Here is a 25,673-nt window from a genome sequence, read left to right as displayed (position 1 = left end):
CTCAGCCCTCCACGTCACTCAAAAAATATGATCCCATACCGCTGGAATGCTTCACGTCCGACTTCCAGGCTCTCCAGGCTCGGCTGGAAATGACCGGAATGCGGCGTTATCTCCAAACCGATGTATCCGTCGGTCGCATTTCCTGCTATCTGCGCTTCTCCCGCGGCCAGCACGGAGCCCTCTCGAACAAGAACAGAATGCGGCACCTCATCGTACCCAGGAATATCGTGCGGAATCACTCGCAGCTCGCCATTTGTTGTGACTGCCCATTTTATTCGCTCACCGCTGTTGATCATATCATCGAACTCTCGACCTTCGGGAGACCTCGGCCTGATCCCGGCTGCATCGGCCCGCGCCAGCTCATCGTCGAGTCGGTCCGCCATCTGATTGGGGAACGGGCCACGACCGTACCGGGCCACGTAGTCTTCGCCCTTACCCGGCACCATCTTCTGTCCGCTCGGGACGAGCTGCCGAGACCTGGCGTGAAGAAGTCTCGAATAATCCCGAATGCGCTGTGCGATGGCTCGGATCAGCACGGCTGTTTCAGCTGGGAACGTGCCCGGCGTACTGATTCCTGCCATAGCGGCGCGCTTGATCGCCACAGCGGAAGCCGCTCCACCGTCGACGATGGCGTGGTACCTGGTGGTCGTACTCCGCAAGACAACGATCGCTGCGTCCAAGGCGCCTGTCGGGGCATAGGCACCTGCGGGCGGCAGAGGTCGAATGAACCGAGTCAAATCGTCCGCCAGGCCGGTGCCGCCGCTGAGGGCAGACACCCCCCGGGCGCTGGCCGACCCGAGAAATGCGGTCTCGCTCCGTAGTCCGAGATTGCCCAATGCCAATTCGATGCCGGCTCGGGAGGTTCCCTGCGCCGCGAGTTGCCGCGTGAGCAGGCGGGTGGTGATTGTGCGGGCGAGTGCGGTTCCGAGCGAGGGCACGCCGGTGAACATGAAGATGGCCTCGAAGACCATGGCCGATTCGTCCTCGACGCGGCCCGAGTCGAGGAAGTTGGAGCTGCTGGGCACAGTGACCCCGTCGAAGGTCTCGAAGTTCCTGACCGCGAGCCCCGTGTAATCGAGCGTCTCCAGCAGGACGAGGTTGCCGGCCGCGTCGAACCTTGCAAGGCTCTTGCGCTCAGCGCCGTCCGCGTCGCGGGAGAACCACTCCTGCTCGCTGGTGCCGTCCGGCTTCGTGGTGATCGGGCCGCGCCGGTGGAAAGGGTCCGATCGCCAGGTTCCGGTGAACGGGTCGAACTGGTTTCCGTAGTTCGGGCTGCCGATGGCGTTGTTGTAGCGATCGATCGGCACGGCGGTGCCGTCCGGGTAGACGACGCTGCGGGACGAGTCGGGGCGGGTGACGATGCTCAACAACTCACCGTTCGTCAGACCGCGGACAGTGGTGACCGAGAAGCGGGAGCCGTCGGAAATCGCGATGTCGCTGGTCGGCGGGCCGGCGATCCCGGGCCTGAAGGCAATCGCGTAGGTCGTGCCGTCCGAATTGACACCTTCGGCCCTGCCGCTCAGCCCATCCGGCGAGAGCTGCACGACCTCGATCGGCGCACGGGCGCGCTCCCTAATGATCGTGCCGTCCGGGTACTGAACCGAATGCGTGCCATCGGGATTTGCGGTCCAGGTGGTGACTCCGCCGGCACCATTCGAGGCCGAGCGCACCTGCGACGTGCCCCTGGCATCGGTGATGACGGTGTCCCTGCTCATCCCGTTCGTGCCGGGCACCACCTGCGATACGGCCGTCGAGATGACGACGCCGTTGGACATGACGTCGGTGTGGATGGCGCCGGTCTTCGGATCGGATCGCGATACCGATGTGGTTCCATCGGGGTTGGCCGTCATGATGTAGCCGGTGGGCAGTACTCGGCTCTGCCCGGGCTCGAGAGGGGCTTGCACGCCGAGGAGGTCGAGGGTGGCCATCGAGGTCGAGCCGGGGGTGGCAGCAGGCGCTGGCTGCGCAGTTCCGGGGCCGGTACCCAGTGGTTGCGTCTGCGCGCCCGCACTGTTCGGCGCGGGGGGCGGCGGCGGCGGGGGAGTGCTCTGCTGGGTCGCCGGTGGCGGAGGGGTCGCCTTGGGATCACCCGGGGGCCGCGTACCGGCGCCCGGGTTCGGCACGGTGCCCGGCTGCGGCACCACGAAGCCCTCGTCGTCCAGTACCGACCCCGCTTCGGGATCGACGATCGGCTTGACCTGCGATGCCGTACCCGAAAGCTGGCTAGCGAGCGCCTCACCGAGCTTCGACCATGGCGTTCCAGGCGTACCCGAGGCCGCGGCAGCTGTCGGCAGGGCGCTGTGCGTCAACCGGCGACTCGCGTCGATCCGGTCGAGCGCGCGGGCCGCCGCCTGCGGCGTCATCTTGTAGAAGTCGTGCACCCGGGTCGGCTCGCCGGAACCGGTATTGTCTTCGGGCTTCAGCACCGGCGTCGCCGCCAGAATCCAGCCCACACGCTGCTCGATCCAGCTTTCCGGAGACCGACGGCTTGTGGCAGGAGTGGTCATGGGTCACCTCGAGGGTCGACGGGCTGAGTATGAAGGGCCCTGACCGGCGCCGGCAACGCGGAGGCCACGGCGGAGGGCCTCGGTGCCGCGGATGGAGCCGCCAGCTATGTGGGCGAGCCGGAGGCGGGCTCGACCTGCTTGCCGACAGACACCGCAGGGAATTCCGGAGTGTGTCGCAGGTTCGAACGACCGTGGCCCCGCACCTTGGACAAGGTGCGGGGCCACGGAGAAATCTGAGGATTTCCGGTGAGTTCCGGATCGAGGCGCAGCTCTGGCGCTGCACCAATCTTCACCTATCGCGACCCGCCCTGTCAACTATTTCCTCCGAAATAGAGTTTGAGCAGGCGTTTTTCGAGCCGGTGCGTTGCCGGACCGGATGCGCGAGGTGCTGATCGAGCACCGCGCCGACGACGAACATCTCCGGCCAGCCCGGCGCCCACGGGCCGGGCACCGGGGCAATCCGTCCCGCGTCGCGCAGTGTCTGCACCCGCCGCACGGTCAGCGTCCGGTACTCGGCGCCGAGTTCCTTGGCAAGCGTGGCGATGCCGGAGGCATTGAGCCGGCCGGCGCGGGCCCGCTCGATCATGCCCTCATCCCACTCGGTCGTGGCTACGGGCGGACAGACGACGTCGGTCGCGATTCGGACCGCTCGGCCGATCTCGAGCGGGGCGCCCTGCACGCCGTCGGTCATGGCGAGGGCGATCAGGTTGCGGTCCAGCCAGCGCGCGAGGTCGGCCGTAATCGGGGCGCCACGGTAGTCGAGGGCGCGCTGTTCGCACACCAGCCGGACCCAGCCACCGAGCACCGCATGCAGGTGGTCGGCGGCGGTGGCCGCCGCCGGGTCGTACGGCAGCGGCTGCTCGCCGGGGCGCCGGCGCATGCGGAAGTCGGTGCGGCTGCTTAGCTTCGCCTGCTTGGACCGGGCGATAACGAGATCGTCGGCCAGCTCGGGGATTTCGCGAAGCAACTCAGCCAGCTCGCGAAGTTCGGTGCGAGTCAGGAAGAGGCCGTCGGTCACGCCCGCCGCTCCGTCCGGAGCGTGTCGAGCTCGGTGCCGAGCCGTTCGGCGAGCCGGGCCACATGGCCGTCCCGCAGGTAGTCCGAGGTGTGCCTGCCGTCGATGAGGTAGCCGCGGGCGTAGGCGGCGGCCCCGGCCCAGCTGCGCCGATGCTCGGGCGACCACCAGCGCTGCAGTTGCCGATGGGTCGCCGCGTCGAGCAGGCTGCGGCCCCAGCGCCAGGCGGCGCGGGTGCTGCTCAAGCTGAAGTAGCCGCTCAGATCGGCGACGGTCCGGAGTGGGTTTCCCGCGGGCAACGCGGTAATCGGGTCACCCGGTGCGGCCGCCCAGAAGGTGGGGATCCGCGGGACCGGGCGCTGCCCGGCGATCCCGTAGCCACCCGGGTCGGGGCCGACGGCCATGCCCTGCGGCCGGAGCGGGTCGGCGATGAGCGCGCAGGCGAGCACGGCCGGGCAGTCGAGATCGTTTCGGCCGATCGCGCCGGCGACGTTGCCCGCGACGGCGGCGCCCTGGGAGTAGCCGGCCAGGATCAGGTCGCCGGGCGTGGACCGGATCGCCGCGATCAGCGCGGCCTCCCCTGCGGCGACGCTGTCGGCGTAAGGGACGGATCGGCCGTAATCCGCTGGATACTCAACGATTCGGGTGACGAATCGGGCGGTGTCGAGGTGCTCGGCGAAGGCGGCGCCGATGGCGTCGCCGCGCGGATTCCAGGTGCCGCCGAGCAGGAGAACCGTCACCTTGCCGGTGCGCAGCCGCCTGAGCCTCGGGAACAGTCGCATGTCAGACCTCCGTACTCGGGGCGCAGCGCGGGCAGTGGGCGTCGGCGGCGGTCCCGAACCGCAGGTTGGCCGGGTGCGTGGCAATCGCATTGCCCAGTTCGGGCCGGACTGGATTTGGGTAGCCGTAATCGACGAAGACGACGCGGTCGTTCACCGCGATCACCACTCCGCGCTCGGTCGGGCCGCCCGGCCCCGAGCCGGGGGCGCTGTAGCAGACCTCACGGCCGATAGCGCTCCGGAAGCGATCGAGCATGTGCGAGATCGCGGTAGCTGATCGATCGCTAAACACCGGACACGGCGCTTCAAAGCTCAAGTGATTTGCATCACAACGATGTTGGGAAGATCCGGTTGCGAAATGTCCGAAACCGGGCGCGGGCGCCGTCACCGCGTCGAATCCGTCGGCGGAACAAGGGCGGCGGGCTCCAGCCCGAGCGCCGTGGCGATGCGGACCACCTCGTCCAGCAGGAAGGGGCTGCGTAGCTCCAGGCGATCTTGCAGCACGGAAGCCGGCATCTGCGCACGCTCGGCGAGCTCGACACCTTCCATCCCGGCCTCGCGAAGTAGCATCGCGACGCGTTGCGCTACCCATGCACTCAAACACTCCATACGGAGCAGATTATGGTCCGTATGGACCTGTTGCAACTCCATGCGGACGCTGCGGTCACGTCGGCCACTTGCGTGAGGTTGCGAAGCTCGTCCTCGACTCGGCGTTTGCCAGGTAGCCGTTCGGACCTCAGAATGGTCCGTATGGGTGCTAATGATTCGGTGGGCAGTATCAATCGTGCGGTCGGGAACGAGCTCCGAGCCGCGCGGGCGCGGCGTGCGCTCACCCGTCAGCAGCTGGCGGAGCTGACCGGGCTGGCCGTCAGCACGATCCAGCGCTTCGAGAACGGCGACCGCTCACCGGATATGCAGCAACTGCACGCGCTCTGCCAGGCACTGGAGATCCCGATGCGGGACTTCGTGTCGCTGGCCATGAAAGATATCGAGCGGCCGCCGGTCGAGTGACCATCCCCCTGTGCCCACTCGACCACTCGTTGCCGTTTCGTCAGGCGCAGCGCGAATCTTTGCCGTTCGGAATCACCGCGCCGAGCACAATGTCGGCGTAGTCCATGACCGCCTGCACCGAGTCCGCACCGACCACCCATGAGGCCAGTACTACGTCGCAGAGTGTCCCGGCACCCTGCTGAATTCGGTGCGCTGCTTCTTCACCGATCGCCGTTCCGAGCGTCACCACAACCCCTGCACTCTCGGCTACCGGCAACGTCGCCACCGAGTCGATCCGTTTCACAACCACAATCCCCCTGACGTCCTCGCTGCTCAATCCGAGCAAGAATCCGGGGTAGTTATATCCCATCGGTTGCCCCGAAGCGTGTCAAAGTCGCGGTGCTACAGCGTGGTTCGCACGAGGTCCGTTGCTATCGGTTACTTCCGAGTGGTAGCTGATCATTCGCGGCAAACGGCGGATGCCCCGCTCTCGAATCGAGAGCGGGGCATCCGGATGATCGCCCACCGCCTGCCGTGGGGGCCCTCCGCGGCAGGCGGGGATCGGGGTATGCGTTCTACTCGCCGTCGCCCGTCGGGGTGTCGGTGCCCGCGGAGCCGGTGATCAGCGCCTGGATGAGCGCGGGGAGGCCCTCGGCGGAGCCGGTGCCGGGCTCCTCGTCCTGAATGGCTGCGGCCGTGCTGGTCGTGGTCGTGGTCGTGGTCCCGGTGCCGGCGCCGGTACCCGCGCCCGCCGAGCCGGTGGAGAGGAGTTCGATCAGCGCGGGCAGCGCCTCGGCCGAACCGGTGCCCGGGGTCTCATCCTGCGCGGCCGCCATCCCGCTTCCCGCGATCGCGATGCCCGCCGCAGCGGCGAGAGCGAATCCGAACGAACGAATCTTGGTCATGTCCTGTGCCCCTCGAAGGTTGCCCTGAACGCCCGCCGTGTGCGGGCGACGAGCTTTTCTACCACGAAGTTTCGACAAAATCGCCAGCTCTTCAACCGTCGATTGCCGGTCAGTAACCAAGGGTTCGGAGTGAAATCTTTCAGATCGATGAATCCGGCTTCTTCGAAAGCTTCGAAAATCGATCTACCAGCGGTTTTTCAGCTCCGCCCCGAATTCGGGGGGCAGCAGGTAGTCAAACCAACTCGGAGTTCACTGCGAACCGTGCCCCAATAAGTCATGGCCCCCGGCAAATCCCCTACTCCCCCTCTTTGTCCTCGTCCTTCTTCTCACACTTGACCACGGGAACCGGGTCGTACTTCACGGTACGGGTGTGCCGGGAGATCTCCTGACCAGTCTTGGCATCGCGAATGATGCGGGTGTCGGAGATGGTGAAGCCGGGGGCGCCGGCGGAGGCGATGCAGTCCTTGCCCTCGGGGAGGGTGACGGTGGTCGGCTCGGTGGGCTTGCTGCGGTCGCCGGTGATGGATTCGACGTTCACGGTCTTGGTGCCCCAGAGGCGGACGGTGATATCCGAGCCGCCCGCGAGAGTTTCGATATAGATACCGTTTTCGGTGTTGTTGCGGAATTGCAGATCGATGGCGCCGTCGAAGACGGTGGCTTCGCGGGCGGCGGGGTAGCGGGAGATGTAGTAGCTGTGCTCGGTGTGGCCCGCGTCCTCCATTCCGGCGAAGTACGCGGCGTTGTAGAGGGTGGTGGCGAACTGGCTGATGCCGCCGCCGACGGCGGTGCTCGGCCTGCCGTGGTCGATGATGCCGGATTCCACATAGCCCTCGGCGGCGCCGCGGGGGCCGGTGAATTCATTGAGCGAGAAGGTGTCTCCGGGTTTCACTACGGCGCCGTTCACCTTCGCGGCGACGGTGCGGATATTCACGCCGGAGGGGCCGCTGAAGCCGCTGGTGGTGAATTGGCCGACCGGCTCGACGATGCGCAGTGCCTCGGCGGCCTGCGTCGTGAGTTTCGGCTCGACCTTCTCGTACACCGCCTGGCCGGTGCGGCCCTGGCCGGAGGCGACTGCGAGGGCGGCGAGCTGCTCGAGGGTCTTGGGCCAGTTCACCTTCTCGCCCACGATGCCGGGGACCACCCTGGCGGTGCCGCCGCCGACGGCGAACGAGGCGTCCTTCGGCTCCACCTCGGACTTGGCCAGCTGCGGGGCGAGCAGGCCGGTGAGCGCGGGCACGTCGAAGACCGGGGCGAGGCCGCCGGAGCCGTCCGGGGCGAAGGTGAGGACGGTGGCGGTCTGGGCGGGGGTGAGTTCGGCGTCGCCGTCGCGGCCCTTGAAGTGGATGGGGGCGCCGACGGCCGGCTGCGCGAAGGCGCGCAGGGTCTCGTCGACGGCTTCGGGCCGGACGGTGAGGGGGGCGGGCATGACGGGGAGGTCGAGGGTCTGGGCGGTGACCCAGCCGGCGAGCAGGGTGTCGCGGGCGCCTGCGCCGTCGAGCACCCGGCCCTGGACCGGAGGGACGCCGATCGGGCGGGTGCCCTCGAAGCGGATGGTGCCCTCGACGGTCGGGATGTCGTGGACCCGGATCTCGGTGAAAGTGCGGTCGAGGGCGGCCTCGTCCACGGCGGTGGCCATGGGGACCTCGCGGGTGGTGAAGAAGGAGGCGAGGCGGGTGAACGGGTTCGCCGGTTGGTCGCCGACCCGGGCCCAGGTGCCGTCCCAGTCGATCTCCAGGCCGGCTTCGGCGGGCACGATCTGCTCGCGGACGTCGGCGATGGTCAAGTCGAGCGGCTGGGTGGAGCGGGCCTCGAAGCGGGAGCGGAGGACGACGTCGGCCTTGGCGGTGTCCATGCCGCCGACGTCGATGCCCGCGACGACGGTGCCGCGGGGGACCTGGCCGGAGGAGAGGAACCAGTCCGCCGCGTAGGCGAGGGCGGCGACGGCCAGTACCGCGCCGGCGGCTACGCCCGCTTTGCGGGCGGCGTTGGACTTCAGGAAGTCGGTGAACGTTTTGGGGGTTTGGCCGTTGCGCGGGGGGCGCTGGTTGGGGGTGCGGGAGCGGGTGGGGGCGCCCGGGCGGTTGTTGCCCGGGGCGGGGCGGGGCGAGGTGGGGCGGGCTTCGCCCGGGCGCGGGCGGGTGTCCGCGTGAGGGCCGGCATCGGCGCGAAGCGCGCTGTTCGCGCGGGGATTGCCGTCCGCGCGCGGGCCACCGTCCGCACGCGGACCGTCTGCGTAGAGACCCACCTCCGAGCGGAGACCACCGTCTGCACGAGGACCACCATCGGTGCGCGAGCCGTCCGCGTAGGGACCCGAATCCGCGCGAAGACCACCGTCTCGAGGACCACCCTCCGCGCGCGGAGCGTCCGTGTAGGGACTCGCGTCCGCGCGAAGGCCGCCGCCCGCGCGCGGGCTGTTGTCTCTGCGAGGGCCGCCCTTGTAAGCACCGGCCTCCGCGCGGAAGCCATCGCCCGCGCGCGGGCTGCTGCTTGCGCGAGAGCCGTCCGCAAAAGGACCACCGCCTGCGCGAAGACCACTGTCCGGATGGGTACCGTCCGCGTAAGAACCGGCATCGAAGCGCGGGCCGTTCTCGGGCTGTGCACCGCCGTGCGAACGCAGGCCCGCAGCCTCGGCGCCCTGCGGACGACCACCTGCGGCGGAGCCACCGTCACCACGAGCGCCGGGCCTACCAGCACCGTCCGCCCCACCGGCCCCCTCCGGCTCCCCCCAGAAGGCGAACCCGGCCCCGGCACTCCGCACCGGCGCCCCACGCCGCGGGCCCTGCACGGGCTGCGTGGAAGCCCGCGGATTCCACGCCTCCAGCTCCTCGGTCTCCGGTTCCCCGGCGATCGGCGGGCCGTCGACCCGCCCGCGCGGCACCTGCGTCGGATTCCGAGGGTTGGCGAACTGCTCGGTCGGGTATTGATCGGTGGGTGACACCGGAGCGGAGGGAGCACCCGGATCGGGCACCTGGGTACCTTCGAGGAGCCTGCGCAACCCCACTTCGGTCCCGGAACGGCGGTCGCGCCGCCCCGAACTCGACTCGTCGGTCACGAACGGTCCTCCCCGCTGGGATGCACTTGTGGGCCCCGCACGGCGCGGGTCCTCGCCCACGATAATGGGCCACCCCGACGTCAGCAGCACGGGCGAGCGGTGGCAAATCACCCGCAACGCCGGTGGCCGACACGCCGAAGGGCTCCGCGCAGTTGCCGGGTCGGGGGTCTGGCAACTACGCGGAGCCCACCTGCATATCGGCACCCCACACGGGGCGTTACACCCCGGCGCGAAATTTCTTCGGGTTCCGCTCGATCACACCGGCGTGCGAGTTCCCGCCCCCGCGCGGAAGAATCGAGGCCACGGCCCCGGTGGTGGTCGCAGCGCGGACTTCGGCACCGACGAACGAGGAGTGGAACGGCATGCAGCTGGGAATGATCGGCCTCGGCCGGATGGGGGCGAACATCGTCCGCCGGGTCGTCGCGGACGGGCACACCGCCGTCGGCCTCGACAAGCAAGGCAGCAACATCGAGGCGCTCACCGGCGAGCTCGGTGCCGACTTCGTCGGGACCACCGAGTTGGCCGACTTCGTCGGTGCGCTGGAGGCGCCGCGGGTGGTGTGGGTGATGATCCCGGCCGGTGCGACGAGCGCGGTCATCGACCAGGTCGCCGAGCTGCTGGAGCCGGGTGACATCGTCATCGACGGGGGCAACAGCCGGTATCACGAGGACATCGTGCGGGCCGCCAAGCTGCGGCCGCTCGGGCTGCACTACGTGGATATCGGCACCTCGGGCGGGGTCTTCGGCCGCACCCGCGGGTTCTGCCTGATGATCGGCGGTGAGGCGGAGGCGGTCGCGCACCTGGACCCGCTGCTGAAGTCGATCGCGCCCGGTTTCGAGACCGCCGAGCGGACGCCGGGGCGCACCGGTGCGCCCGCGCCCGCCGAGCAGGGGTACCTGCACTGCGGTCCGGCCGGGGCGGGGCACTTCGTGAAGATGGTGCACAACGGGATCGAGTACGGGGCCATGGCGGCGTACGCCGAAGGGCTGAACATCCTGCACCGGGCGAACCTCGGGGCCACCGAGGCCGGGGAGTTCTCCGCCGAGGAGACGCCGCTGGAGCGGCCCGAGCTGTACCGGTATGACCTGGACGTGCCGGAGATCACGGAGGTGTGGCGGCGCGGGTCTGTCGTCGCCTCCTGGTTACTCGATCTCACCGCCGCGGAGTTGCACGGCGATCCGAATCTGGACGCGTTCGGGGGGCGGGTCTCCGATTCCGGGGAGGGGCGGTGGACCCTCGATGCCGCGATCGATACCGGTGTTCCGGTCCCGGTGCTGGCCTCGGCGTTGTTCGCGCGGTTCTCCTCGCGGGGGGAGGCGCAGTATGCGGACAAGGTGCTTTCCGCTATGCGGAAGGCGTTCGGGGGGCATGAGGAGTTGGCCGGAGGGTGATTCCGGCGGTTCCGCTGACCGCTCTCAGCTCGCCCTGGTACCGCTCGGGCGACCGGGGCGACGATCCCAGGTCTTCGCGAAGGCGGCGATGGCGACGGCGTCCCAGACCGGGCCGGTTCGGAGGCGGTAGAGCGGGGCAGGGAAGCCTGGTGCGCTCTGCAGCTGGTGGACCCGCTGGCGGGAGACGCCGAGCCGGACGGCGACGTCGGGAGCCGAGACGAGGTCGGGGAGGTTGGCGCGGTACGCGGCTTCGAGGTGTGCGTCCTCATCGGTGACGGCGACGCCGATGGGAGTCTCGGCGGTGACCGGCGCGGCCAGAGCGGCCGCTTCGCTCGCTGCCGCGATCGGGTCGGTGGTGTCGACGTACAGCGTGAGCGTGACCCCCGCTCCTCGCTCGACAGCGGTGGCGGCATCGAACGCTTCCAGCGCGTCAGCCCAGCTCTCCAGGACCTCGGGGTCACCGGCCGACCGGTAGCGCAATGTGACTGCCCACATCGTCATGCCTCCTCCGTGCTGTTCGCCCGCCGCAGCGCGCGGAGTTCCTTCTTGCTCGGCGGCGGCATCAGCAGACCGGCCCGCTTCAAGGCGACGCGGAGGTCGGCCATTCGGCGGCGCGGATTGCTCGGGGTCGCCGGGTAGCTCGCGATGTATTCCCCGCCGGGATCGTAGAACCGGGTGTAGCCACGCGTCGTGTCCTCTGCGGTATGTCAATGATTAATCAGTGATACCGAGGGAGCATCGTGCCAGGCGGGCCGAGGAACGAAAACGGCACCCGGGCGAGAACCCGAGTGCCGCAACGAGAAAGGCGATGAGCTAGCGCTCGATGATCGCCACGACCCCCTGCCCACCGGCAGCACAGATGGAGACCAGCGCCCGGCCCCCACCGTTCTCCGCGAGCAACTTGGCGGTAGAGGCCACGATCCGCCCGCCGGTGGCGGCGAAGGGATGCCCGGCGGCGAGCGAGGAGCCGTTGACGTTCAGCTTGCTGCGGTCGATGGAACCGAGCGCACCGTCGAGGCCGAGCCGCTCCTTGCAGTAGGCGTCCGACTCCCAGGCCGCGAGGGTGCAGAGCACCACGGAGGCGAACGCCTCGTGGATCTCGTAGTAGTCGAAGTCCTGCAGGGTCAGGCCGTTGCGGGCGAGTAGCCGGGGCACGGCGTAGGTGGGGGCCATGAGCAGGCCGTCGGGGCCGTGGATGTAGTCGACGGCGGCGACCTCGCTGTCCACCAGGTGCGCGAGGACGGGCAGGTTGCGCTCGGCGGCCCACTCCTCGCTGGAGAGCAGCACGGCGGAGGCGCCGTCGGTGAGCGGGGTGGAGTTGCCCGCGGTCATGGTGGCGCCGCCCGCCTTGACGCCGAAGACCGGCTTCAGGGTGGCCAGCTTCTCGACGGTGGAGCCGGGGCGCAGGTTGTCGTCCCTGGTCAGGCCGAGGAAGGGGGTGATGAGGTCGTCGAAGAAGCCGCGGTCGTAGGCGGCGGCCATGTTCCGGTGCGAGAGGTACGCGAGCTCGTCCTGCGCCTCGCGGGCGATGCCGAACTCCTTCGCCGTGATGGCGGCGTGCTCGCCCATGGAGAGGCCGGTGCGCGGCTCGGCATTGCGCGGGATCTCGATGCCGACCATGCCGGGGCGCAGCTGGCCGACGAGCTTGGCGCGGTCCTTGCCGGTCTTGGCGCGGTTGATGTCGAGCATCCACTCGCGCAGCCCCTCGCTGACGCCGATGGGGGCATCCGAGGTGGTGTCGGTGCCGCCGCCGATGCCGGCCTCGATGCGGCCGAGCGCGATGGCGTCGCCGACGGTGACCACGGCCTGCAGACCGGTGCCGCAGGCGAGCTGCAGGTCGTGCGCGGGGGTGTACGGGGAGAGGGTGCTGCCGAGCACGCTCTCCCGGATCAGGCTGTGCTCGCCGACCCGCTTGAGCACCGCGCCGCCCGCCACCATGCCGAGCCGCTCGCCCTGCAACCCGAACCGGCTGACCAGCCCGTCCAGCGCGGCGGTGAACATGTCCTGGTTCGAAGCGTGCGCGTAAGCCTTGTCGGAACGGGCAAACGGAATGCGGTTGCCGCCCACGATCGCGACCGGGCGCGTGGACGTGTTCTTGGCTGAGGTGGTCACTCGAGTCTCCCCGGGGTGGTCGGTGTTTACACTAAACTTACTCTGGAGTAAGTTATTTGTCGAACAGCAGCCAAACACGCCGACACCCGAGAGAATAGGTAGGAACAGTGGCCAAGTCCTCTGCCGCCAAAGGTGCGCCCAACCTCTACGGCTCCTTCGTCCACTCCGGCCCCGGCAAGTTCCTGGCGGGGAAGCTCGGGCTGCCGCAGCCGGAGGCGCTGCGCCGCTACCAGCAGGGTGAGCCGGCGCTGCCGGGCCCGGTGCTGCTCGGCGGCAAGGGCCGGGTAGCCGAGCCGATCCGCGCGCTGCTCACCGACTACACCTTCGCCGACACGCTCGCCCAGGGCACCAAGTACGGCGCGCTGGTCTTCGACGCCACCGGCATCGGCACCGTGGAGGAGCTGTCGCAGCTCTTCGAGTTCTTCCAGCCGGCCATGCGCAGCATCGCGCCGTCCGGCCGGGTGCTCGTCGTCGGCACCACCCCGGAGTTGACCGCTTCGGCCGACGAGCAGATCGCGCAGCGCGCGCTGGAGGGCTTCACCCGCAGCGTCGGCAAGGAACTGCTCCGCGGCGGCACCGCCCAGCTGGTCTACCTGCACCCGGAGGCATCCCCGGCCGCGACCGGGCTGGAGTCGACGCTGCGCTTCGTGCTCTCCGCCAAGTCCGCCTTCGTGGACGGGCAGGTCATCCGGGTGGGCAAGGACGACGCCGCGGTCACCGGGCTGGACTGGGATCGGCCGCTGGCGGGCAAGATCGCCGTGGTCACCGGTGCGGCGCGCGGTATCGGCGCGACCATCGCCGAGGTCTTCGCGCGGGACGGCGCCACCGTGATCGTGGCCGACATCCCGGCCGCGGGCGAGGCGCTCTCGCAGACCGCCAACAAGGTCGGCGGCACCGCGCTGGCGCTGGACGTCACCGCGCCGGATGCCGCCGAGAAGCTGGCCGAGTTCGTCACCGGCCGCTTCGGCAAGCTCGACATCATCGTGCACAACGCCGGCATCACCAGGGACAAGCTGCTCGCCAATATGGACGAGGGCCGCTGGAACGCCGTCATCAACGTGAACCTCGCGGCGCCGCACCGGATCACCGAGGGGCTGGTGGCGAAGGGCGCGCTCGCCGAGGGCGGCCGGGTGATCGATGTCTCCTCGATCGCCGGCATCGCGGGCAACCGCGGCCAGACCAACTACGGCGCCTCCAAGGCCGGCGTGATCGGCATGGTGAACGCCGAGGCGCCGAAGCTGGCGGAGAAGGGCATCACCATCAACGCGGTGGCGCCCGGCTTCATCGAGACCGCCATGACCGCGGCCATCCCGGTCGCCACCCGCGAGGGCGGGCGGCTGCTCAGCTCGCTGCTGCAGGGCGGCCAGACCGTCGACGTCGCGGAGGCCATCGCCTACTTCGCCGGCCCGGCCTCGAACGCGGTGAACGGCAATATCCTCCGCGTCTGCGGCCAGGCCATGATCGGGGCGTGACGGTGCCCGTGAGCAAAGGGACCCACGTGATCACCCTGGACCAGCCGAAGTCGAACGGCAGCCTCTACCTGAAGGCGGCGCTCGGCACGGTGCCACTGGGCAAGCGCAGCTCGAATATCCCGGACCGCGCGATCAAGCTGGACGGCCTCCGGGTCGATCCGGAGCACCTCGCCGCGTACTGCCGGGCCACCGGGCTGCGCTTCAGCGACGCGCTGCCGCTGACCTACCCGTTCATCCTCACCTTCCCGGTGGTGATGCAGCTGGTGGTGGCGCGCGACTTCCCGTTCGTCGCGGTCGGCGCGGTGCACGCGGAGAACCTGATCGAGCGGACCAGGGACATCTCGGTCGCCGAGCCGCTCGACGTCACCGCGCACATCGAGAACCTGCGCGAGCACCCGAAGGGGCTGCTGGTCGACGCGATCAGCGAGCTCCGGGTGGGGCGCGAGCTGGTCTGGCGGCAGGTCACGACCTTCCTGCACCAGCAGCGCACCTCGCTCTCCGGCGGGCCGAAGGCCGAGCCGAAGCCGGACGAGGTCCCGCCGCCGCCGCTGCTCACCTGGCGGCCGGATCAGCAGCAGATCAACCGGTACGCGGCCGCCTCCGGTGACCGCAACCCGATCCACGTCTCGGCGCTCGGCGCCAAGGCATTCGGGTTCCCGCGCCCGATCGCGCACGGCATGTGGTCGGCGGCCAAGATCCTCGGTGCGGTCGAGGGGCGGGTGCCGGGCAAGGTGGCGTACGCGGTGAAGTTCGGGAAGCCGATCCTGCTGCCCTCGTCGGTGAACGTCTACGCCGACCGGGCGGAGGGCGGGTGGGATCTCGCCCTGCGGCACCCGAAGAAGGGGTATCCGCACCTGACCGGCACCCTGCGCTGAGTTTCGCCGCCGGTCCGGGCGGCGAGAGACGAAGGGCCGCACCTCCAGGGGGAGGTGCGGCCCTTCGCGGTCGGTGCGAAGCGGCCGGGGCGGCGGGGAGCGGCCTGGTCAGCAGTCGCAGCCGCAGCCGCAGTCGCCGCAGTCGCAGCAATCGCAGTCGCAGCAGCAGTTGCTGCAGTCGCAGCACTCGCAGCCGTCGCCGCAGTCCCCGCAGTCCATGCGGGAGAGCCAGGAGTCCTTGCGCTCGCCGCTGCACGGGCGCCGGTGCGAGGCGAAACAGGCGTAGCCCGAGGGGTATTGGAAGAGCAGGCCGATGCCCTCGAGGAGGTTGGGCTTCTGGCCGGGCGCCTCGGGGAAGACCGCGACCGGGTTGTGCCGGGGCGCCCGCTTGGCGTGCAGCACGCCGAGTTCGTGGCCGAGGCGGTGCAGCAGCCCCTCCAGCGGGTCGAGCAGCACCCAGCGCACCGCCGGGGTGGTGTCGAGGCCGGCGTCGGTGACGGCGGTGTGCAGGCCGCGCTCGGCCTCGCGCATAGCGCGGTACGCCTCGACGCGGCTGGTTCCGGTGGCGGCGAGCGGGTTGAACTTGCCCGCGGCGAGGTCGTCGTCGAGGTCCTCGACGGCGTCGGCGAGGTGTGCCAGCGCGCCGAAGTGCCTGCCCGCGGCGCGCAGCGCTTCGGCGTTCTCCGGCTTGCCCGCCAGCACGGCGGTGTGCGCGACGAGCTCGCCCGCGCAGAAGGCGCTGGGCGCCAGCAGATCCTCCAGGGTGAGCTGCGAGTGTGCCTCCAGCCGGCCCTGTTCGGCGATGGCCGCGACCATCGGCCCGATATCCAACCCGATCGACCCCGCCTGCGCGGCGGCCCGCTTCGCCCAGCGATTCGAGACCGCGGCGACCGGCCGCCGGGCACCGCGCCGGATATCACCGTCGCGGACGTGGTCCTCCAGCTTGGCCGAGCCGAGCAGCAGCGAGGCGGTGCTCGCCAGCCGCACCCCCGGCGACACAGCCACCTCGGCCTTCCGCATACCGCGCAGCGCGCACGGCCCGACCCCGGTGCGCACCGGAGCGACCCCGGACTGCGCCTCGGTGAGCACGGTGAGCGCCATGGCGTCGGTATTGGTCGCGGTCCTCGCCAGCTGGCCGTGCTCGTCGCGCAGCCCGAGGCAGAGGCCGCAGAGCTGGGCGTACCACTCGCCGGGAGCTATCCCGTGTCTGACCGCGCCGTGCGGACACGGCGTGAGGACTCCGAACATCGCAACCTCTACTCGGACTTCTTGCGGCCCGCCAGGCCGCGCCAGGCCAGGTCGTCGAGGAGGTCGACGGCCTCGGCGACCTCGATGCGGCCCCCGGCGACGCGGTCGGCGATGGCCTCGCCCGCACCGATCACGGCTGCGGCGACGATATCGAAGTTGGTGCCGGGTTCGGCATACCTGGCACTGGATTCGAGCAGTTTCGCGGTGAGTTCGATAACCCGTTCCCTGGCGTTCTCGATCTCGGAGGCGAAGGACTCCTGCCCGATCGCCTGCCGGTAGAGCACCTGCCAGGACTTGCGGTTGCTGTCGACGAAGCCGAGAAAGCCCTCGAGCGCGGTGCGGAGCTGCTCGTGCGGAGTGAGCTGAGGATTTCCCGCGGGCACGACCGACTCGATGAAGCGCAGCCCCTCGCGCTGGATGCAGGCGCGGAAGAGCTCGTCCTTGGAGCCGTAGTAGAGGTAGAGCATGGGCTTGGAGATCTTCGCCTCGGCGGCGATGGCATCCATCGAGGTGTCGTGGAAGCCCTTCCGCGAGAACACCTCGACCGCGGCGTCCAGCATCTGCTGCTCCCGTACCGCCCGAGGGAGCCGCTTCGTTCCGCCCGCCATCCACTCTCTCCTACCGCATGGTGAGGCTCCTATATTACTCCAAGGTAAGTTCGCGCGAACCCGGAATAGCCCAGCATTCGCCGGGCGCGCTCAGCAGGCCGGGAGCGCGCCCTTGTAGGCGGCCATGCGGAGCACCGAGGCATCGACCCGGGAAATCGGGAGCGTTCCCGCGGTGACGGCCTGCTCCAGCCGGTCCAGCACCGAGGGGACGGCGTCGGTGCTGATCCACAGGGCATTGTCGGCGCCGGCGACCAGGGCGGCCTCGACGGCGTCCTCGATCGACATCCGGTCGGTGATGGCGGCCATGCCGCCGAGGTCGTCGGTGAAGATCGGGCCGGTGAACGGGGCGGCGCCGTAGCCGGTGCCGTTGCGCAGCAGCGCCATCACCTCGGGGCTGATGCTGGCGGGGACGTTCGCGGTGGTCAGCCCGGGCACGTCCAGGTGGCCGATCATGACGCCGAGGCCGGAGCCGACCAGGGCGCGGAACGGCACCAGGTCGCTGGCCTGCAGCTGGGCGAAGGGCGGGGTGCGCACGGCGCCGGTGTGCGAATCGCCGGAGCCGGAGCCGTGGCCGGGGAAGTGCTTGAGCACGCCGCCGACGCCGGTCTCGTGCAGCGCGCGGATGTAGGCGTCGGCGTAGGCGGTGACGGTCTCCGGATCGGCGGAGAACGAGCGGTCGCCGATCACCGAGTCGTCCGGCTGGCTGCTCACGTCGACGTCGGGGGCGAAGTTCACGGTGACGCCGAGGTCGCGCAGCTTGGTGAGGCGCTGCACCGAGGCGGTGTAGAACTCGTCCGGGCTCATGGTCTGCGCGACCACGCGGGAGGACGGCGCCACGCCGATGAGGTCCTTCACCCGGGAGACGCGGCCGCCCTCCTCGTCGATGGTGACCATGAGCGGGATCGGCGATGCCGCCTTGACCGGCTTGATCTGCCCGCCCGCGAGCAGCGCGCGGTCGGTCCAGCCGCCGATGAAGATGCCGCCGACCTGCTCGGTGCGCACCACGTTGGCCGCGTCCGCCGCGTCGGTGACGCCGACGGTGAGCAGCTGGGCCAGCTTCTGCCTGGTGCTCAGGGTGGCGAGGAACTCCTTACCGCAGTCGCGGGCGACGGTGGTGGCCGCCGGGGGCGCCGGGGGCGCGACGGAGGTGGTGGTCTCGGTGGCGGTGCGGGTGACGTCGCCGCTCGCGCAGGCGGTGGTGACCGCGGCGACGAGGGCGAGAAGGAGCAGTGGTCTCCGCATGGGGGTCCACGGTAGTGGGGAGTGCCGCCACGGCCCGCGGCGGGTGGATTTCGGGGACGTTTCGCGCGGGGGCGCGGGCGTGACATTCGAGTCCGCCGGGGCCGGGGCCGGTGTTTCGCGGTCGTTTCCCGCGGGTCGGCGGTGGTCACGCCCTACGGGCGGGGATGCACGAGAAGCGTTGCTGTGCAGCGCAATTACTAACCTCCGAGGCTCCGTGTGGCGGTGAGATAGCGGCAATCGGCACTTGTTCCCGACGTAACCATTCGGCAATGCCGCGCTCGTGTACTCGATGTCATCCCGACCCGCACTATTCCCCGAGGAGTCCCGGTGTCCGCACCCACCACCACCGATATCGACAAGGCCATCGAGGCGAATATCGCCGCCTCGCTGGCGGAGATTCCGCACCCGGCGCTGCCGAAGGGCAGCAATATCTACGGCGCCACCAAGATCTTCCCGGATTACAAAGCCGAGGCGGGCGAGACCTACTTCACGCTGGTGCACGGCATCGCGCACGAATCCTCGGTGAGCTTCGTGGCGATCCTGCAGGCCACGCGGGCGCTGCGCAAGGGGTTCGAGTCGGCCATCTACTTCTACGGGCCGGGCGCGATCAACGCCATTGCCACCCGCGGCTTCCCGACCACGGGGGACAGCGGCTTCCCGGGCGAGCAGAACATCAACGACGCGCTGGCGACCTTCATCAAGGAGGGCGGCAAGGTGTTCGCCTGCCGGTTCGGGCTCGCGCTGCACGGTGCGCGCGAGGAGGACCTGATCGAGGGCGTGATTCCGGCGCATCCGCTGGACGTGCAGGACGCGCTGATCCACTACGCCCGCAAGGGCGCCATCATCAACTCCACCTACCAGCTGTAGGGCCTGCGATGAGCAATCTGTCCACCCGGATCGATCTGGCGCTGCTGGGGGTTCGCGTCGACGCGCCGGTCTCGCGGCGCGCGGGGGCCGGGCCGAGCGACGACGGCCACGTGCTCATCGGCGGTGTCGGCGCGGCGATCCCGCTGCGCTCGGACAGCCCGTATCTGGTGCGGGACAACAGGTTGCTGCTGGACGGCGCCGATCTGGGGCTCGAGGTCGAGCCGGTGCGCAGGCCCGCCTTCTACGACCTGCGCACCGCCGACGGCGTGGGCTACGACAAGATCGCGCGGCTGCACGGCAAGGACGTGCTCGCCACCACCGTGGTGCAGACCTGCATCCGGTACGGGGCGGAGCAGCGCTGCCGGTTCTGCGCCATCGAGGCGTCGCTGGCCGCGGGCGACACGATCGCGGTGAAGCGGCCGGAGCAGCTGGCCGAGGTCGCGGCGGCCGCGGTGCGGCTGGACGGGGTGCGGCAGCTGGTGATGACCACCGGCACCTCGGCGGCCAGGGACCGCGGGGCGCGGCACCTGGCCCGCTGTGTGCGGGCGGTGAAGGCGGCGGTGCCGGAGCTGGCGATCCAGGTGCAGTGCGAACCGCCCGGCGACCTGGCGACGCTCACCGAGCTGCGCGCGGCGGGAGCCGATGCCATCGGCATCCACGTGGAGTCGCTGGACGACGCGGTGCGCGCCCGCTGGATGCCGGGCAAGGCGACGGTGCCGCTGGCCGAGTACCGGGCCGCCTGGGCCGAGGCGGTCCGGGTCTTCGGCCGCAACCAGGTCTCGACGTATCTGCTGGTCGGGCTGGGTGAGGATCCGGACGAGCTGGTGGCGGGGGCGGCCGAGCTCATCGAGCTCGGGGTGTACCCGTTCGTCGTCCCCTTCCGGCCGCTGGCCGGGACGCTCGCGGTGGAGGTCGACCGGGCGGTCGCGCCGCCGGCCGAGCTGGTGCGGGAAGTGACCGTGCGGGTCGGGGCGCTGCTGGCGGCCGCGGGGATGCGGGGGTCCGGGCAAGCGGCGGGCTGCCGCCTGCGGGGCGTGCAGTCTCCTGCAGAACGCGGGTGGGTGAGATGACCGCCGTCTCCGACCGCGTAGCGGGCCGCGCGATGAGCTGGAGCGACCTGCTCACCGGGCAGCACCCGGCCAACGCGCCCGACTTCAGCGTGCTCACCGGCCCGGCGCCCGACCCGTTCCTGATCCACCCCGCCGACCGAGCCGACCTACTCGCCTACCGGACCCTGCGCCGCGAAGCCTTCGTCCACGACCAGGGCCTGTTCACCGGCTCGGATCGCGACGACCTGGACGACGACCCGCGCACCATCGTGCTGGTCGCCAAGGCCACGGACGGCACCGTCCTGGGCGGCGTCCGGCTGGCCCCCGCCACCGACCCCGATATCGGCTGGTGGACCGGCAGCCGCCTGGTGGTGCACCCCCGACTGCGCACCGCGGGCGTCGGCGCTGCCCTGGTCAACGCCGCCTGCGCACACGCCGAGACCGCCGACGTCCTCCGCTTCGAGGCCACCGTCCAAGCCGCGCACGCGAAACTCTTCGCCCGCCTCGGCTGGGAACGCCTGGGCACCACCGCGATCAACGGCCGCCCGCACGTCGCCATGCGCTGGCCCATCGACCGCGTGGAACGGCTCACCAACTCTACGAAAGCGCTGCTCGCCGACGTCCTGGCCCCGCTCGACAGCGCGACGAACCTCGGCGGCACCGGCTTCCGCGGCGACGACGGCGCCCCGGTGCCGGGCAGCGACCTGATCGCCGCCTGCGACGCCATCCTCCCGTCCATGGCCGAGCGCGACCCGGAGTGGGCGGGCTGGTGCGCGGTGCTGGTCAACCTCAACGACCTCGCCGCCATGGGCGCCGAACCGGTCGGCCTGCTCGACGCCGTCGCCGCCCCGACCCGGGCGACGCTCACCGCCATCATGCGCGGCCTCGCCGCCGCGGCGACCGCGTGGGACGTCCCGGTGCTCGGCGGCCACACCCAGCTCGGCGTCCCGGCGGCGCTCGCGGTGACCGCGCTCGGCCGCACCGCGAAACCGGTGCCGGGCGGCGGCGGCCGGCCCGGCCACGAACTCCGGCTCACCGCCGACACCGAGGGCGGCTGGCGCCCCGGATACCACGGCAGACAGTGGGATTCGACCTCCCGGCGCACCGGCGCGGAGCTGCGCGCGCTGAACCGGGTGGTCGCCTGGGCCGCACCGGCCGCGGCGAAGGACGTCAGCATGGCGGGCATCGCGGGCACCACCGGGATGCTCGCCGAGGCGAGCGGGCTCGGCGCGGAGCTGGAGGTCGCCCGGATTCCGCGGCCCGCGGGCGCCGCGCTCGGCGCCTGGCTCACCTGCTTCCCCGGCTTCGCCGTGCTCACCGCCGATCGGCCCGGCACCCCCGCCCCCGCCACCGGCCCCGCCCGCTCCGCCGTCTGCGGACGGCTGCTCCCCGGCGCCGGGGTGCGGCTGCGCTGGCCGGACGGCGCGACGACATCGGCGGTGCCAGGCACCGTCACTGGATTGGGAGAATCATGAACGACATCACCATCTCGGTGGCGGCCGCCGAATTCGGCCGCGACCTGGAGACCTGCTACCGCACCATCGCCGAACTCGCCGACACGGCGCGGGCACGCGGCAGCAGCCTGCTCGTGCTGCCCGAGGCCTGCCTCGGCGGCTACCTGCCCAGCCTCGGCGGCGGCGACGAGAGCGCGGAGGCCAGGGAGCGCCGCCTGCGCAGCCTGCCGCCCGCGCTGGAGCTGGACGGCCCCGAGCTGCGCCGGGTCGCCGAGATCGCCGGCGACCTGGTGATCACGCTCGGGTTCTGCGAGGCCGACGGCGACACCAGGTACAACGCCGCGGTGACGCTGTACGGCGACGGCGTGCTCGGCAGCTACCGCAAGGTGCACCAGCCGCTCGGCGAGAACCTCTGCTACAGCGCGGGTTCGGAGTACCGCGCCTTCGATACGCCGGTCGGCCGGATGGGGATGCAGATCTGCTACGACAAGGCCTTCCCCGAGGCCGCGCGGGCGCTGGCGCTGGACGGCGCCGAGATCGTCACCTCGCTCTCCGCCTGGCCCACCGCGCGCACCGCGACGGTGGCGAACCTGGAGGACGACCGCTGGCTGCACCGCTTCGACATCTTCGACCGGGCCCGCGCGGTGGAGAACCAGCTGGTCTGGGTCGCCTCCAACCAGGCGGGCACCTTCGGCTCGCTGCGCTTCGTGTGCAGCGCGAAGATCGCCGGGCCGGGCGGCGAGATCCTGGCCACCACCGGCGTGCACCCCGGGCTGGCGACCGCCACCGTCGACGTGGCCGAGGCGCTGGAGCGGGCGCGCGGCGGCGGCATGTACAACCTGCGCGACCGGCGGCCGGAGCTGTACCACAGCGTGGTGCGCGAGCACGGCGTCACCGGACGGCTGGCCGTCCATGTCTGAGCAGCTCGCCCCCACGCTCTGCCCGCCGCGGGTGCGGCAGCACGAGGTGATCGTGGTCGGCGCGGGCCAGGCCGGGCTCGCGGTGAGCTGGCACCTGACCCGCCGCGGCATCGACCACCTGCTGCTGGAGCGCGACACCGTCGCGCACGAGTGGCGCGACGGCCGCTGGGACAACTTCACCCTGGTCACCCCGAACTGGCAGTGCGTGCTCCCCGGCTACGCCTACGACGGTCCCGACCCGGACGGCTTCATGGCCCGCGACGAGGTGTACCGCTTCGTCCGCGGCTACGCCGACAGCTTCGGCGCGCCGGTGCTGGAGCACGCCGGGGTGCACGCGGTGACCAGGGCGCCGCGCGGCGGCTACGACCTGGAGACCGCGGCGGGCAGCTTCCACGCGAACCAGGTGGTGGTCGCGACCGGCGGCTACCACGTGCCGACCATCCCGCGGTTCGCCGAGCGGCTGCCCGCGGCGATCACCCAGCTGCACTCGGCCGAGTACCGCAGCCCGGCGGCGCTGCCCGCGGGGGCGGTGCTGGTGGTCGGCACCGGGCAGTCCGGCGCGCAGATCGCCGAGGACCTGCACCTGGCGGGACGCGAGGTGCACCTGGCGGTCGGCAACGCGCCCCGGGTCGCCCGCTTCTACCGGGGCCGCGACTGCGTGGCCTGGCTGCACGACATGGGGCACTACGACGTCCCGATCGAGGACCAGCCCGGCGGCATCGGCAAGCGGGAGAACACCAACCACTACGTCACCGGGCGGGACGGCGGCCGCGATATCGACCTGCGCCGCTTCGCGCTGGAGGGCATGGCGCTCTACGGCCGGATGATCGGGCTCGACCCGGACGGCACCGCCCGCTTCGACAGCACGCTGGAGCGCTCCCTCGACGCCGCCGACGCGGTGGCCGACGGCATCAAGAACGCCATCGACGGCTATATCGACCGCGCGGGCATCGACGCGCCGATCGAGCCGCGCTACACCCCGGTGTGGCGGCCGGAGCACGAGCGCACCGCGCTCGACCTGCGCGCGGCCGGGATCTCGGCGGTGGTGTGGTCGGTGGGGTTCCGCACCGATTACCGCTGGCTGCGCGCGGGGGTCTTCGACGGCGAGGGGCACCCGTGCCACAACCGCGGCGTCACCACCTCGCCCGGGCTCTACTTCGTCGGGCTGCCCTGGCTGCACACCTGGGGGTCGGGGCGGTTCGCGGCGATCGCGCGGGATGCCGAGTACCTGGCCGAGCGGATCGTCGTCGCCGCCACCACCACCGCCGCGGCCTGAGGCGCACCGTGCCGACCACCAGGATCGCCGCGCTCGCCGGGCATTTCGGCGCCGATATCGGCCGCGCGCTGGAGAAGCTCCACGGCATCGTCGAGCGGCTGCACGCCCAGCGCGTCGAGCTGCTCGTCCTGCCGGACGCCACGCTCGGCGGCTACATCGGCGACCTGCGCAACCCGGACCCGGCGACCGGCCCGGAGGCCATCGACCCGGACGGCCCCGAGCTGCGCCGAATCCGGGAGATGGCGCGGCACATGACCATCTGCGTCGGCTACGCCGAGCGCGACGGCGAGCGCAGGTACAACGCCGCCGTCTGCCTGACCGGCGACGGCATCCTCGGCAGGCACCGCAAGGTGCACCAGCCCGCCGGCGAGCACCTGGCCTACGCCCCCGGCGACGGCTTCCACGCCTTCGACACCCCGGTCGGGCGGATGGGGATGCTCATCGACTACGACAAGACCTTCCCGGAGGCGGCGCGCACGCTGGCACTGGACGGGGCGCAGCTCATCGCGGCGCTCTCCGCCTGGCCGGCCAGCGTCACCGACCGCGCCTCCCGGCTGCCGAACGACCGCCAGGCCCGGCTCTTCGACCTCTACGACCAGGCGCGGGCGGCGGAGAACCAGGTGGTGCTGGTGTCGTCGAACCAGACCGGGGTCACCGGGAACCTGCGCTTCCTCGGGCAGGCCAAGGTGGTCGGGCCGGGCGGCGACGTGCTGGCCAAGACCTGGTCCAAGGGCGGGCTCGCGGTGGCCGACATCGACGTGGCCGGCGAGGTGGAGCGGGCCCGCCGGGTGCTGCACCACCTGGCCGAGCGGCGGGTGGGGAGCTATCCGAACCTGCTCTGGGAGAAGGCATTCTGATGCGGGTCGCGCTGCTCACCTACTCGACCAAGCCGCGCGGCGGGGTCGTGCACACCCTGAACCTCGCCGAGGCGCTCGCCGACGCCGGGGCCGAGGTCACCGTCTGGACCCTCGGGCGCGGTGGTGACCAGGCGTTCTTCCGGCCGGTGCGGCCGGGGGTGCGGGTCGAGGTGGTGCCGCTCGCGGCGCGCGAGGGCGAGGGCGTCGGGGCGCGGATCCTGCGCTCGATCGCGGTGCTGCGCGGCGCCTTCGACCCGGCCGGGTACGACGTGGTGCACGCCCAGGACTGCATCACCGCCAATGCCGTCGGGCGCTGCGTGCGCACCATCCACCACCTGGACACCTTCAGCACGCCGGAGCTGGTGCGCTGCCACGAGCGCGCGGTGGTGGAGCCGTACGCCCGGATCTGCGTCTCCCGCGCGGTGGCCGACGAGGTGCGGGCGGGGTGGGGGCTGACGCCGACGGTGATTCCGAACGGGGTGGAGTACGGGCGCTTCGCCGCGGCGGTGCCGGATCGGCGGCTCGGGCGGTACGTGCTCGCCGTCGGCGGGATCGAGCCGCGCAAGGGGAGTATCGATCTGCTCGAGGCGTTCGCGCGCATGCCCGCGGGCCCGCGGCTGGTGTTCGCCGGGGGCGAGACGCTCTTCGACTACCGGGCGTACCGGGCCGAGTTCGACCGGCGCGCCGCGGAACTCGGGGTCGAGCCGCTGGTACTCGGGCCGGTGCCGCACGACGAGCTGCCCGGGCTGGTGGCGGGGGCCGAGGTGCTCGGGTTCCTCTCCACCAAGGAGGGATTCGGGCTGGCGGCCATGGAGGCGCTGGCGGCCGGGGTTCCGGTGGTCGCCCGCGAGCTGCCGGTATTGCGGGAGGTGTTCGGTGCCGCGGTCACCTACGCGCGGGACGCCGCCGAGGCGGCCGTGCTGCTCGATCAGGCGCGCGAGCCATCGCCGGAGCGGCGGGCGGCCGGGCGCGCGCTGGCCCGGAGCTACGACTGGGCGGCCGCCGCCGCGGCGCACCTGGCGTTCTACCGCGAGCTGGTGCCGTCGATGTAATC

The 25,673-nt window shown here is 71.0% G+C and carries 22 protein-coding genes and 3 pseudogenes; 11 read left to right on the top strand and 14 right to left on the bottom strand.

From position 1 onward, the window contains the following. Positions 1 to 14: 14 nt before the first annotated feature. The 5 genes from AB0H71_RS09890 to AB0H71_RS09870 all read right to left on the bottom strand — a co-directional run bounded on the left by AB0H71_RS09890 (position 15) and on the right by AB0H71_RS09870 (position 4,817). The gene (locus tag AB0H71_RS09890) at positions 15 to 2,507 is read right to left on the bottom strand and encodes a hypothetical protein (protein WP_357017376.1); all 2,493 of its coding nucleotides are present in this window, start codon (positions 2,505 to 2,507) and stop codon (positions 15 to 17) included. A gap of 289 nt (positions 2,508 to 2,796) precedes the next feature. Continuing rightward, positions 2,797 to 3,525 (bottom strand): hypothetical protein, encoded by a 729-nt coding sequence (locus AB0H71_RS09885; RefSeq protein WP_357017374.1) that lies wholly within the window; start codon positions 3,523 to 3,525, stop codon positions 2,797 to 2,799. Next, positions 3,522 to 4,304, bottom strand: coding sequence for a PE-PPE domain-containing protein (locus AB0H71_RS09880; RefSeq protein WP_357017372.1), 783 nt, complete (start codon positions 4,302 to 4,304; stop codon positions 3,522 to 3,524). Before AB0H71_RS09880 ends, AB0H71_RS09885 begins: the two co-directional genes overlap by 4 nt. A gap of 1 nt (position 4,305) precedes the next feature. Next, entirely contained in the window at positions 4,306 to 4,557 is a 252-nt protein-coding gene (locus AB0H71_RS09875) for a hypothetical protein (RefSeq protein ID WP_357017369.1), read from the bottom strand. A gap of 128 nt (positions 4,558 to 4,685) precedes the next feature. Further along, on the bottom strand, positions 4,686 to 4,817 hold the full coding sequence (locus tag AB0H71_RS09870) for a hypothetical protein (RefSeq protein WP_357017366.1): 132 nt from the start codon (positions 4,815 to 4,817) through the stop codon (positions 4,686 to 4,688). A gap of 234 nt (positions 4,818 to 5,051) precedes the next feature. On the opposite strand from AB0H71_RS09870, the gene AB0H71_RS09865 reads away from it, so the two are divergent. Continuing rightward, positions 5,052 to 5,312, top strand: coding sequence for a helix-turn-helix transcriptional regulator (locus AB0H71_RS09865; RefSeq protein WP_357017363.1), 261 nt, complete (start codon positions 5,052 to 5,054; stop codon positions 5,310 to 5,312). 40 nt (positions 5,313 to 5,352) lie between these two features. On the opposite strand, the gene AB0H71_RS09860 is transcribed toward AB0H71_RS09865, so the two are convergent. The 3 genes from AB0H71_RS09860 to AB0H71_RS09850 all read right to left on the bottom strand — a co-directional run bounded on the left by AB0H71_RS09860 (position 5,353) and on the right by AB0H71_RS09850 (position 8,441). Next, positions 5,353 to 5,595, bottom strand: a complete 243-nt coding sequence (locus AB0H71_RS09860; RefSeq protein ID WP_357017360.1) for a hypothetical protein — start codon at positions 5,593 to 5,595, stop codon at positions 5,353 to 5,355. Between the two features lie 271 nt (positions 5,596 to 5,866). Next, positions 5,867 to 6,196 carry a hypothetical protein gene (locus tag AB0H71_RS09855; RefSeq protein WP_357017357.1) on the bottom strand — a complete coding sequence of 110 codons (330 nt, stop codon included), beginning with the start codon at positions 6,194 to 6,196 and terminating at the stop codon, positions 5,867 to 5,869. Positions 6,197 to 6,491: 295 nt separating this feature from the next. After that, a complete protein-coding gene (locus AB0H71_RS09850; protein WP_357017354.1) occupies positions 6,492 to 8,441 on the bottom strand; it encodes a VanW family protein in 1,950 nt (649 codons plus the stop codon). Positions 8,442 to 9,610: 1,169 nt separating this feature from the next. On the opposite strand from AB0H71_RS09850, the gene gnd reads away from it, so the two are divergent. Continuing rightward, positions 9,611 to 10,639, top strand: a complete 1,029-nt coding sequence (gene gnd, locus AB0H71_RS09845; RefSeq protein WP_357017351.1) for a phosphogluconate dehydrogenase (NAD(+)-dependent, decarboxylating) — start codon at positions 9,611 to 9,613, stop codon at positions 10,637 to 10,639. Positions 10,640 to 10,675: 36 nt separating this feature from the next. Here gnd and AB0H71_RS09840 read toward each other — a convergent pair. The 3 genes and pseudogenes from AB0H71_RS09840 to AB0H71_RS09830 all read right to left on the bottom strand — a co-directional run. Further along, positions 10,676 to 10,867, bottom strand: a pseudogene (locus tag AB0H71_RS09840) (hypothetical protein); the annotation flags it as partial. A gap of 269 nt (positions 10,868 to 11,136) precedes the next feature. Next, positions 11,137 to 11,322 (bottom strand): annotated as a pseudogene (locus tag AB0H71_RS09835) (hypothetical protein); the annotation flags it as partial. A 130-nt stretch (positions 11,323 to 11,452) separates the two neighbouring features. Next, on the bottom strand, positions 11,453 to 12,751 hold the full coding sequence (locus AB0H71_RS09830) for an acetyl-CoA C-acetyltransferase (RefSeq protein ID WP_357017348.1): 1,299 nt from the start codon (positions 12,749 to 12,751) through the stop codon (positions 11,453 to 11,455). A 107-nt stretch (positions 12,752 to 12,858) separates the two neighbouring features. On the opposite strand from AB0H71_RS09830, the gene AB0H71_RS09825 reads away from it, so the two are divergent. Continuing rightward, positions 12,859 to 14,223: a 3-oxoacyl-ACP reductase gene (locus AB0H71_RS09825; protein ID WP_357017346.1), complete on the top strand. Its 1,365-nt coding sequence runs from the start codon at positions 12,859 to 12,861 to the stop codon at positions 14,221 to 14,223. 2 nt (positions 14,224 to 14,225) lie between these two features. Next, positions 14,226 to 15,098, top strand: a complete 873-nt coding sequence (locus AB0H71_RS09820; protein WP_357018473.1) for a MaoC/PaaZ C-terminal domain-containing protein — start codon at positions 14,226 to 14,228, stop codon at positions 15,096 to 15,098. 108 nt (positions 15,099 to 15,206) lie between these two features. Here the strand turns inward: AB0H71_RS09820 and AB0H71_RS09815 are convergent, their stop codons facing one another. The 3 genes from AB0H71_RS09815 to AB0H71_RS09805 all read right to left on the bottom strand — a co-directional run bounded on the left by AB0H71_RS09815 (position 15,207) and on the right by AB0H71_RS09805 (position 18,196). After that, the gene (locus tag AB0H71_RS09815; protein WP_357017343.1) at positions 15,207 to 16,346 is read right to left on the bottom strand and encodes a DUF5685 family protein; all 1,140 of its coding nucleotides are present in this window, start codon (positions 16,344 to 16,346) and stop codon (positions 15,207 to 15,209) included. An 8-nt stretch (positions 16,347 to 16,354) separates the two neighbouring features. After that, the gene (locus tag AB0H71_RS09810) at positions 16,355 to 16,954 is read right to left on the bottom strand and encodes a TetR/AcrR family transcriptional regulator (protein WP_357017340.1); all 600 of its coding nucleotides are present in this window, start codon (positions 16,952 to 16,954) and stop codon (positions 16,355 to 16,357) included. Between the two features lie 90 nt (positions 16,955 to 17,044). Next, the gene (locus AB0H71_RS09805; RefSeq protein WP_357017338.1) at positions 17,045 to 18,196 is read right to left on the bottom strand and encodes a glycoside hydrolase family 3 N-terminal domain-containing protein; all 1,152 of its coding nucleotides are present in this window, start codon (positions 18,194 to 18,196) and stop codon (positions 17,045 to 17,047) included. Positions 18,197 to 18,523: 327 nt separating this feature from the next. Between AB0H71_RS09805 and AB0H71_RS09800 the strand changes: the two genes are divergently transcribed. The 7 genes and pseudogenes from AB0H71_RS09800 to AB0H71_RS09770 all read left to right on the top strand — a co-directional run bounded on the left by AB0H71_RS09800 (position 18,524) and on the right by AB0H71_RS09770 (position 25,671). After that, a complete protein-coding gene (locus tag AB0H71_RS09800) occupies positions 18,524 to 19,063 on the top strand; it encodes an MSMEG_0572/Sll0783 family nitrogen starvation response protein (RefSeq protein WP_157103992.1) in 540 nt (179 codons plus the stop codon). Between the two features lie 8 nt (positions 19,064 to 19,071). After that, positions 19,072 to 20,128 (top strand): annotated as a pseudogene (locus AB0H71_RS09795) (MSMEG_0568 family radical SAM protein). Positions 20,129 to 20,165: 37 nt separating this feature from the next. After that, positions 20,166 to 21,587 (top strand): MSMEG_0567/sll0787 family protein, encoded by a 1,422-nt coding sequence (locus AB0H71_RS09790; RefSeq protein WP_357018470.1) that lies wholly within the window; start codon positions 20,166 to 20,168, stop codon positions 21,585 to 21,587. Further along, a complete protein-coding gene (locus AB0H71_RS09785; RefSeq protein ID WP_357017336.1) occupies positions 21,584 to 22,486 on the top strand; it encodes a carbon-nitrogen hydrolase family protein in 903 nt (300 codons plus the stop codon). Before AB0H71_RS09790 ends, AB0H71_RS09785 begins: the two co-directional genes overlap by 4 nt. Continuing rightward, entirely contained in the window at positions 22,479 to 23,762 is a 1,284-nt protein-coding gene (locus AB0H71_RS09780) for an MSMEG_0569 family flavin-dependent oxidoreductase (RefSeq protein WP_357017333.1), read from the top strand. The genes AB0H71_RS09785 and AB0H71_RS09780 overlap by 8 nt, the downstream gene beginning before the upstream one ends. A gap of 8 nt (positions 23,763 to 23,770) precedes the next feature. Then, positions 23,771 to 24,619, top strand: coding sequence for a carbon-nitrogen hydrolase family protein (locus AB0H71_RS09775; protein WP_357017330.1), 849 nt, complete (start codon positions 23,771 to 23,773; stop codon positions 24,617 to 24,619). Further along, positions 24,619 to 25,671 (top strand): MSMEG_0565 family glycosyltransferase, encoded by a 1,053-nt coding sequence (locus AB0H71_RS09770; protein WP_357017327.1) that lies wholly within the window; start codon positions 24,619 to 24,621, stop codon positions 25,669 to 25,671. Before AB0H71_RS09775 ends, AB0H71_RS09770 begins: the two co-directional genes overlap by 1 nt. Positions 25,672 to 25,673: the final 2 nt, after the last annotated feature.

The sequence above is a fragment of the Nocardia sp. NPDC050697 genome (assembly GCF_040654395.1).
In the GTDB taxonomy this organism is placed as follows: domain Bacteria; phylum Actinomycetota; class Actinomycetes; order Mycobacteriales; family Mycobacteriaceae; genus Nocardia.
Note: the sequence above shows the minus strand (reverse complement) of the source record. Positions and strands in the feature narration are given on the sequence as shown.

Coding starts and splice junctions, on each gene's coding strand:
- AB0H71_RS09890 (WP_357017376.1), bottom strand. CDS start 2,507: ATGACCACTCCTGCCACAAGCCGTCGGTCTCCGGAAAGCTGGATCGAG.
- AB0H71_RS09880 (WP_357017372.1), bottom strand. CDS start 4,304: ATGCGACTGTTCCCGAGGCTCAGGCGGCTGCGCACCGGCAAGGTGACG.
- AB0H71_RS09875 (WP_357017369.1), bottom strand. CDS start 4,557: ATGCTCGATCGCTTCCGGAGCGCTATCGGCCGTGAGGTCTGCTACAGC.
- AB0H71_RS09870 (WP_357017366.1), bottom strand. CDS start 4,817: ATGCCGGCTTCCGTGCTGCAAGATCGCCTGGAGCTACGCAGCCCCTTC.
- AB0H71_RS09865 (WP_357017363.1), top strand. CDS start 5,052: ATGGGTGCTAATGATTCGGTGGGCAGTATCAATCGTGCGGTCGGGAAC.
- AB0H71_RS09855 (WP_357017357.1), bottom strand. CDS start 6,196: ATGACCAAGATTCGTTCGTTCGGATTCGCTCTCGCCGCTGCGGCGGGC.
- gnd (WP_357017351.1), top strand. CDS start 9,611: ATGCAGCTGGGAATGATCGGCCTCGGCCGGATGGGGGCGAACATCGTC.
- AB0H71_RS09815 (WP_357017343.1), bottom strand. CDS start 16,346: ATGTTCGGAGTCCTCACGCCGTGTCCGCACGGCGCGGTCAGACACGGG.
- AB0H71_RS09810 (WP_357017340.1), bottom strand. CDS start 16,954: ATGGCGGGCGGAACGAAGCGGCTCCCTCGGGCGGTACGGGAGCAGCAG.
- AB0H71_RS09805 (WP_357017338.1), bottom strand. CDS start 18,196: ATGCGGAGACCACTGCTCCTTCTCGCCCTCGTCGCCGCGGTCACCACC.
- AB0H71_RS09790 (WP_357018470.1), top strand. CDS start 20,166: ATGAGCTGGAGCGACCTGCTCACCGGGCAGCACCCGGCCAACGCGCCC.
- AB0H71_RS09785 (WP_357017336.1), top strand. CDS start 21,584: ATGAACGACATCACCATCTCGGTGGCGGCCGCCGAATTCGGCCGCGAC.
- AB0H71_RS09780 (WP_357017333.1), top strand. CDS start 22,479: ATGTCTGAGCAGCTCGCCCCCACGCTCTGCCCGCCGCGGGTGCGGCAG.
- AB0H71_RS09770 (WP_357017327.1), top strand. CDS start 24,619: ATGCGGGTCGCGCTGCTCACCTACTCGACCAAGCCGCGCGGCGGGGTC.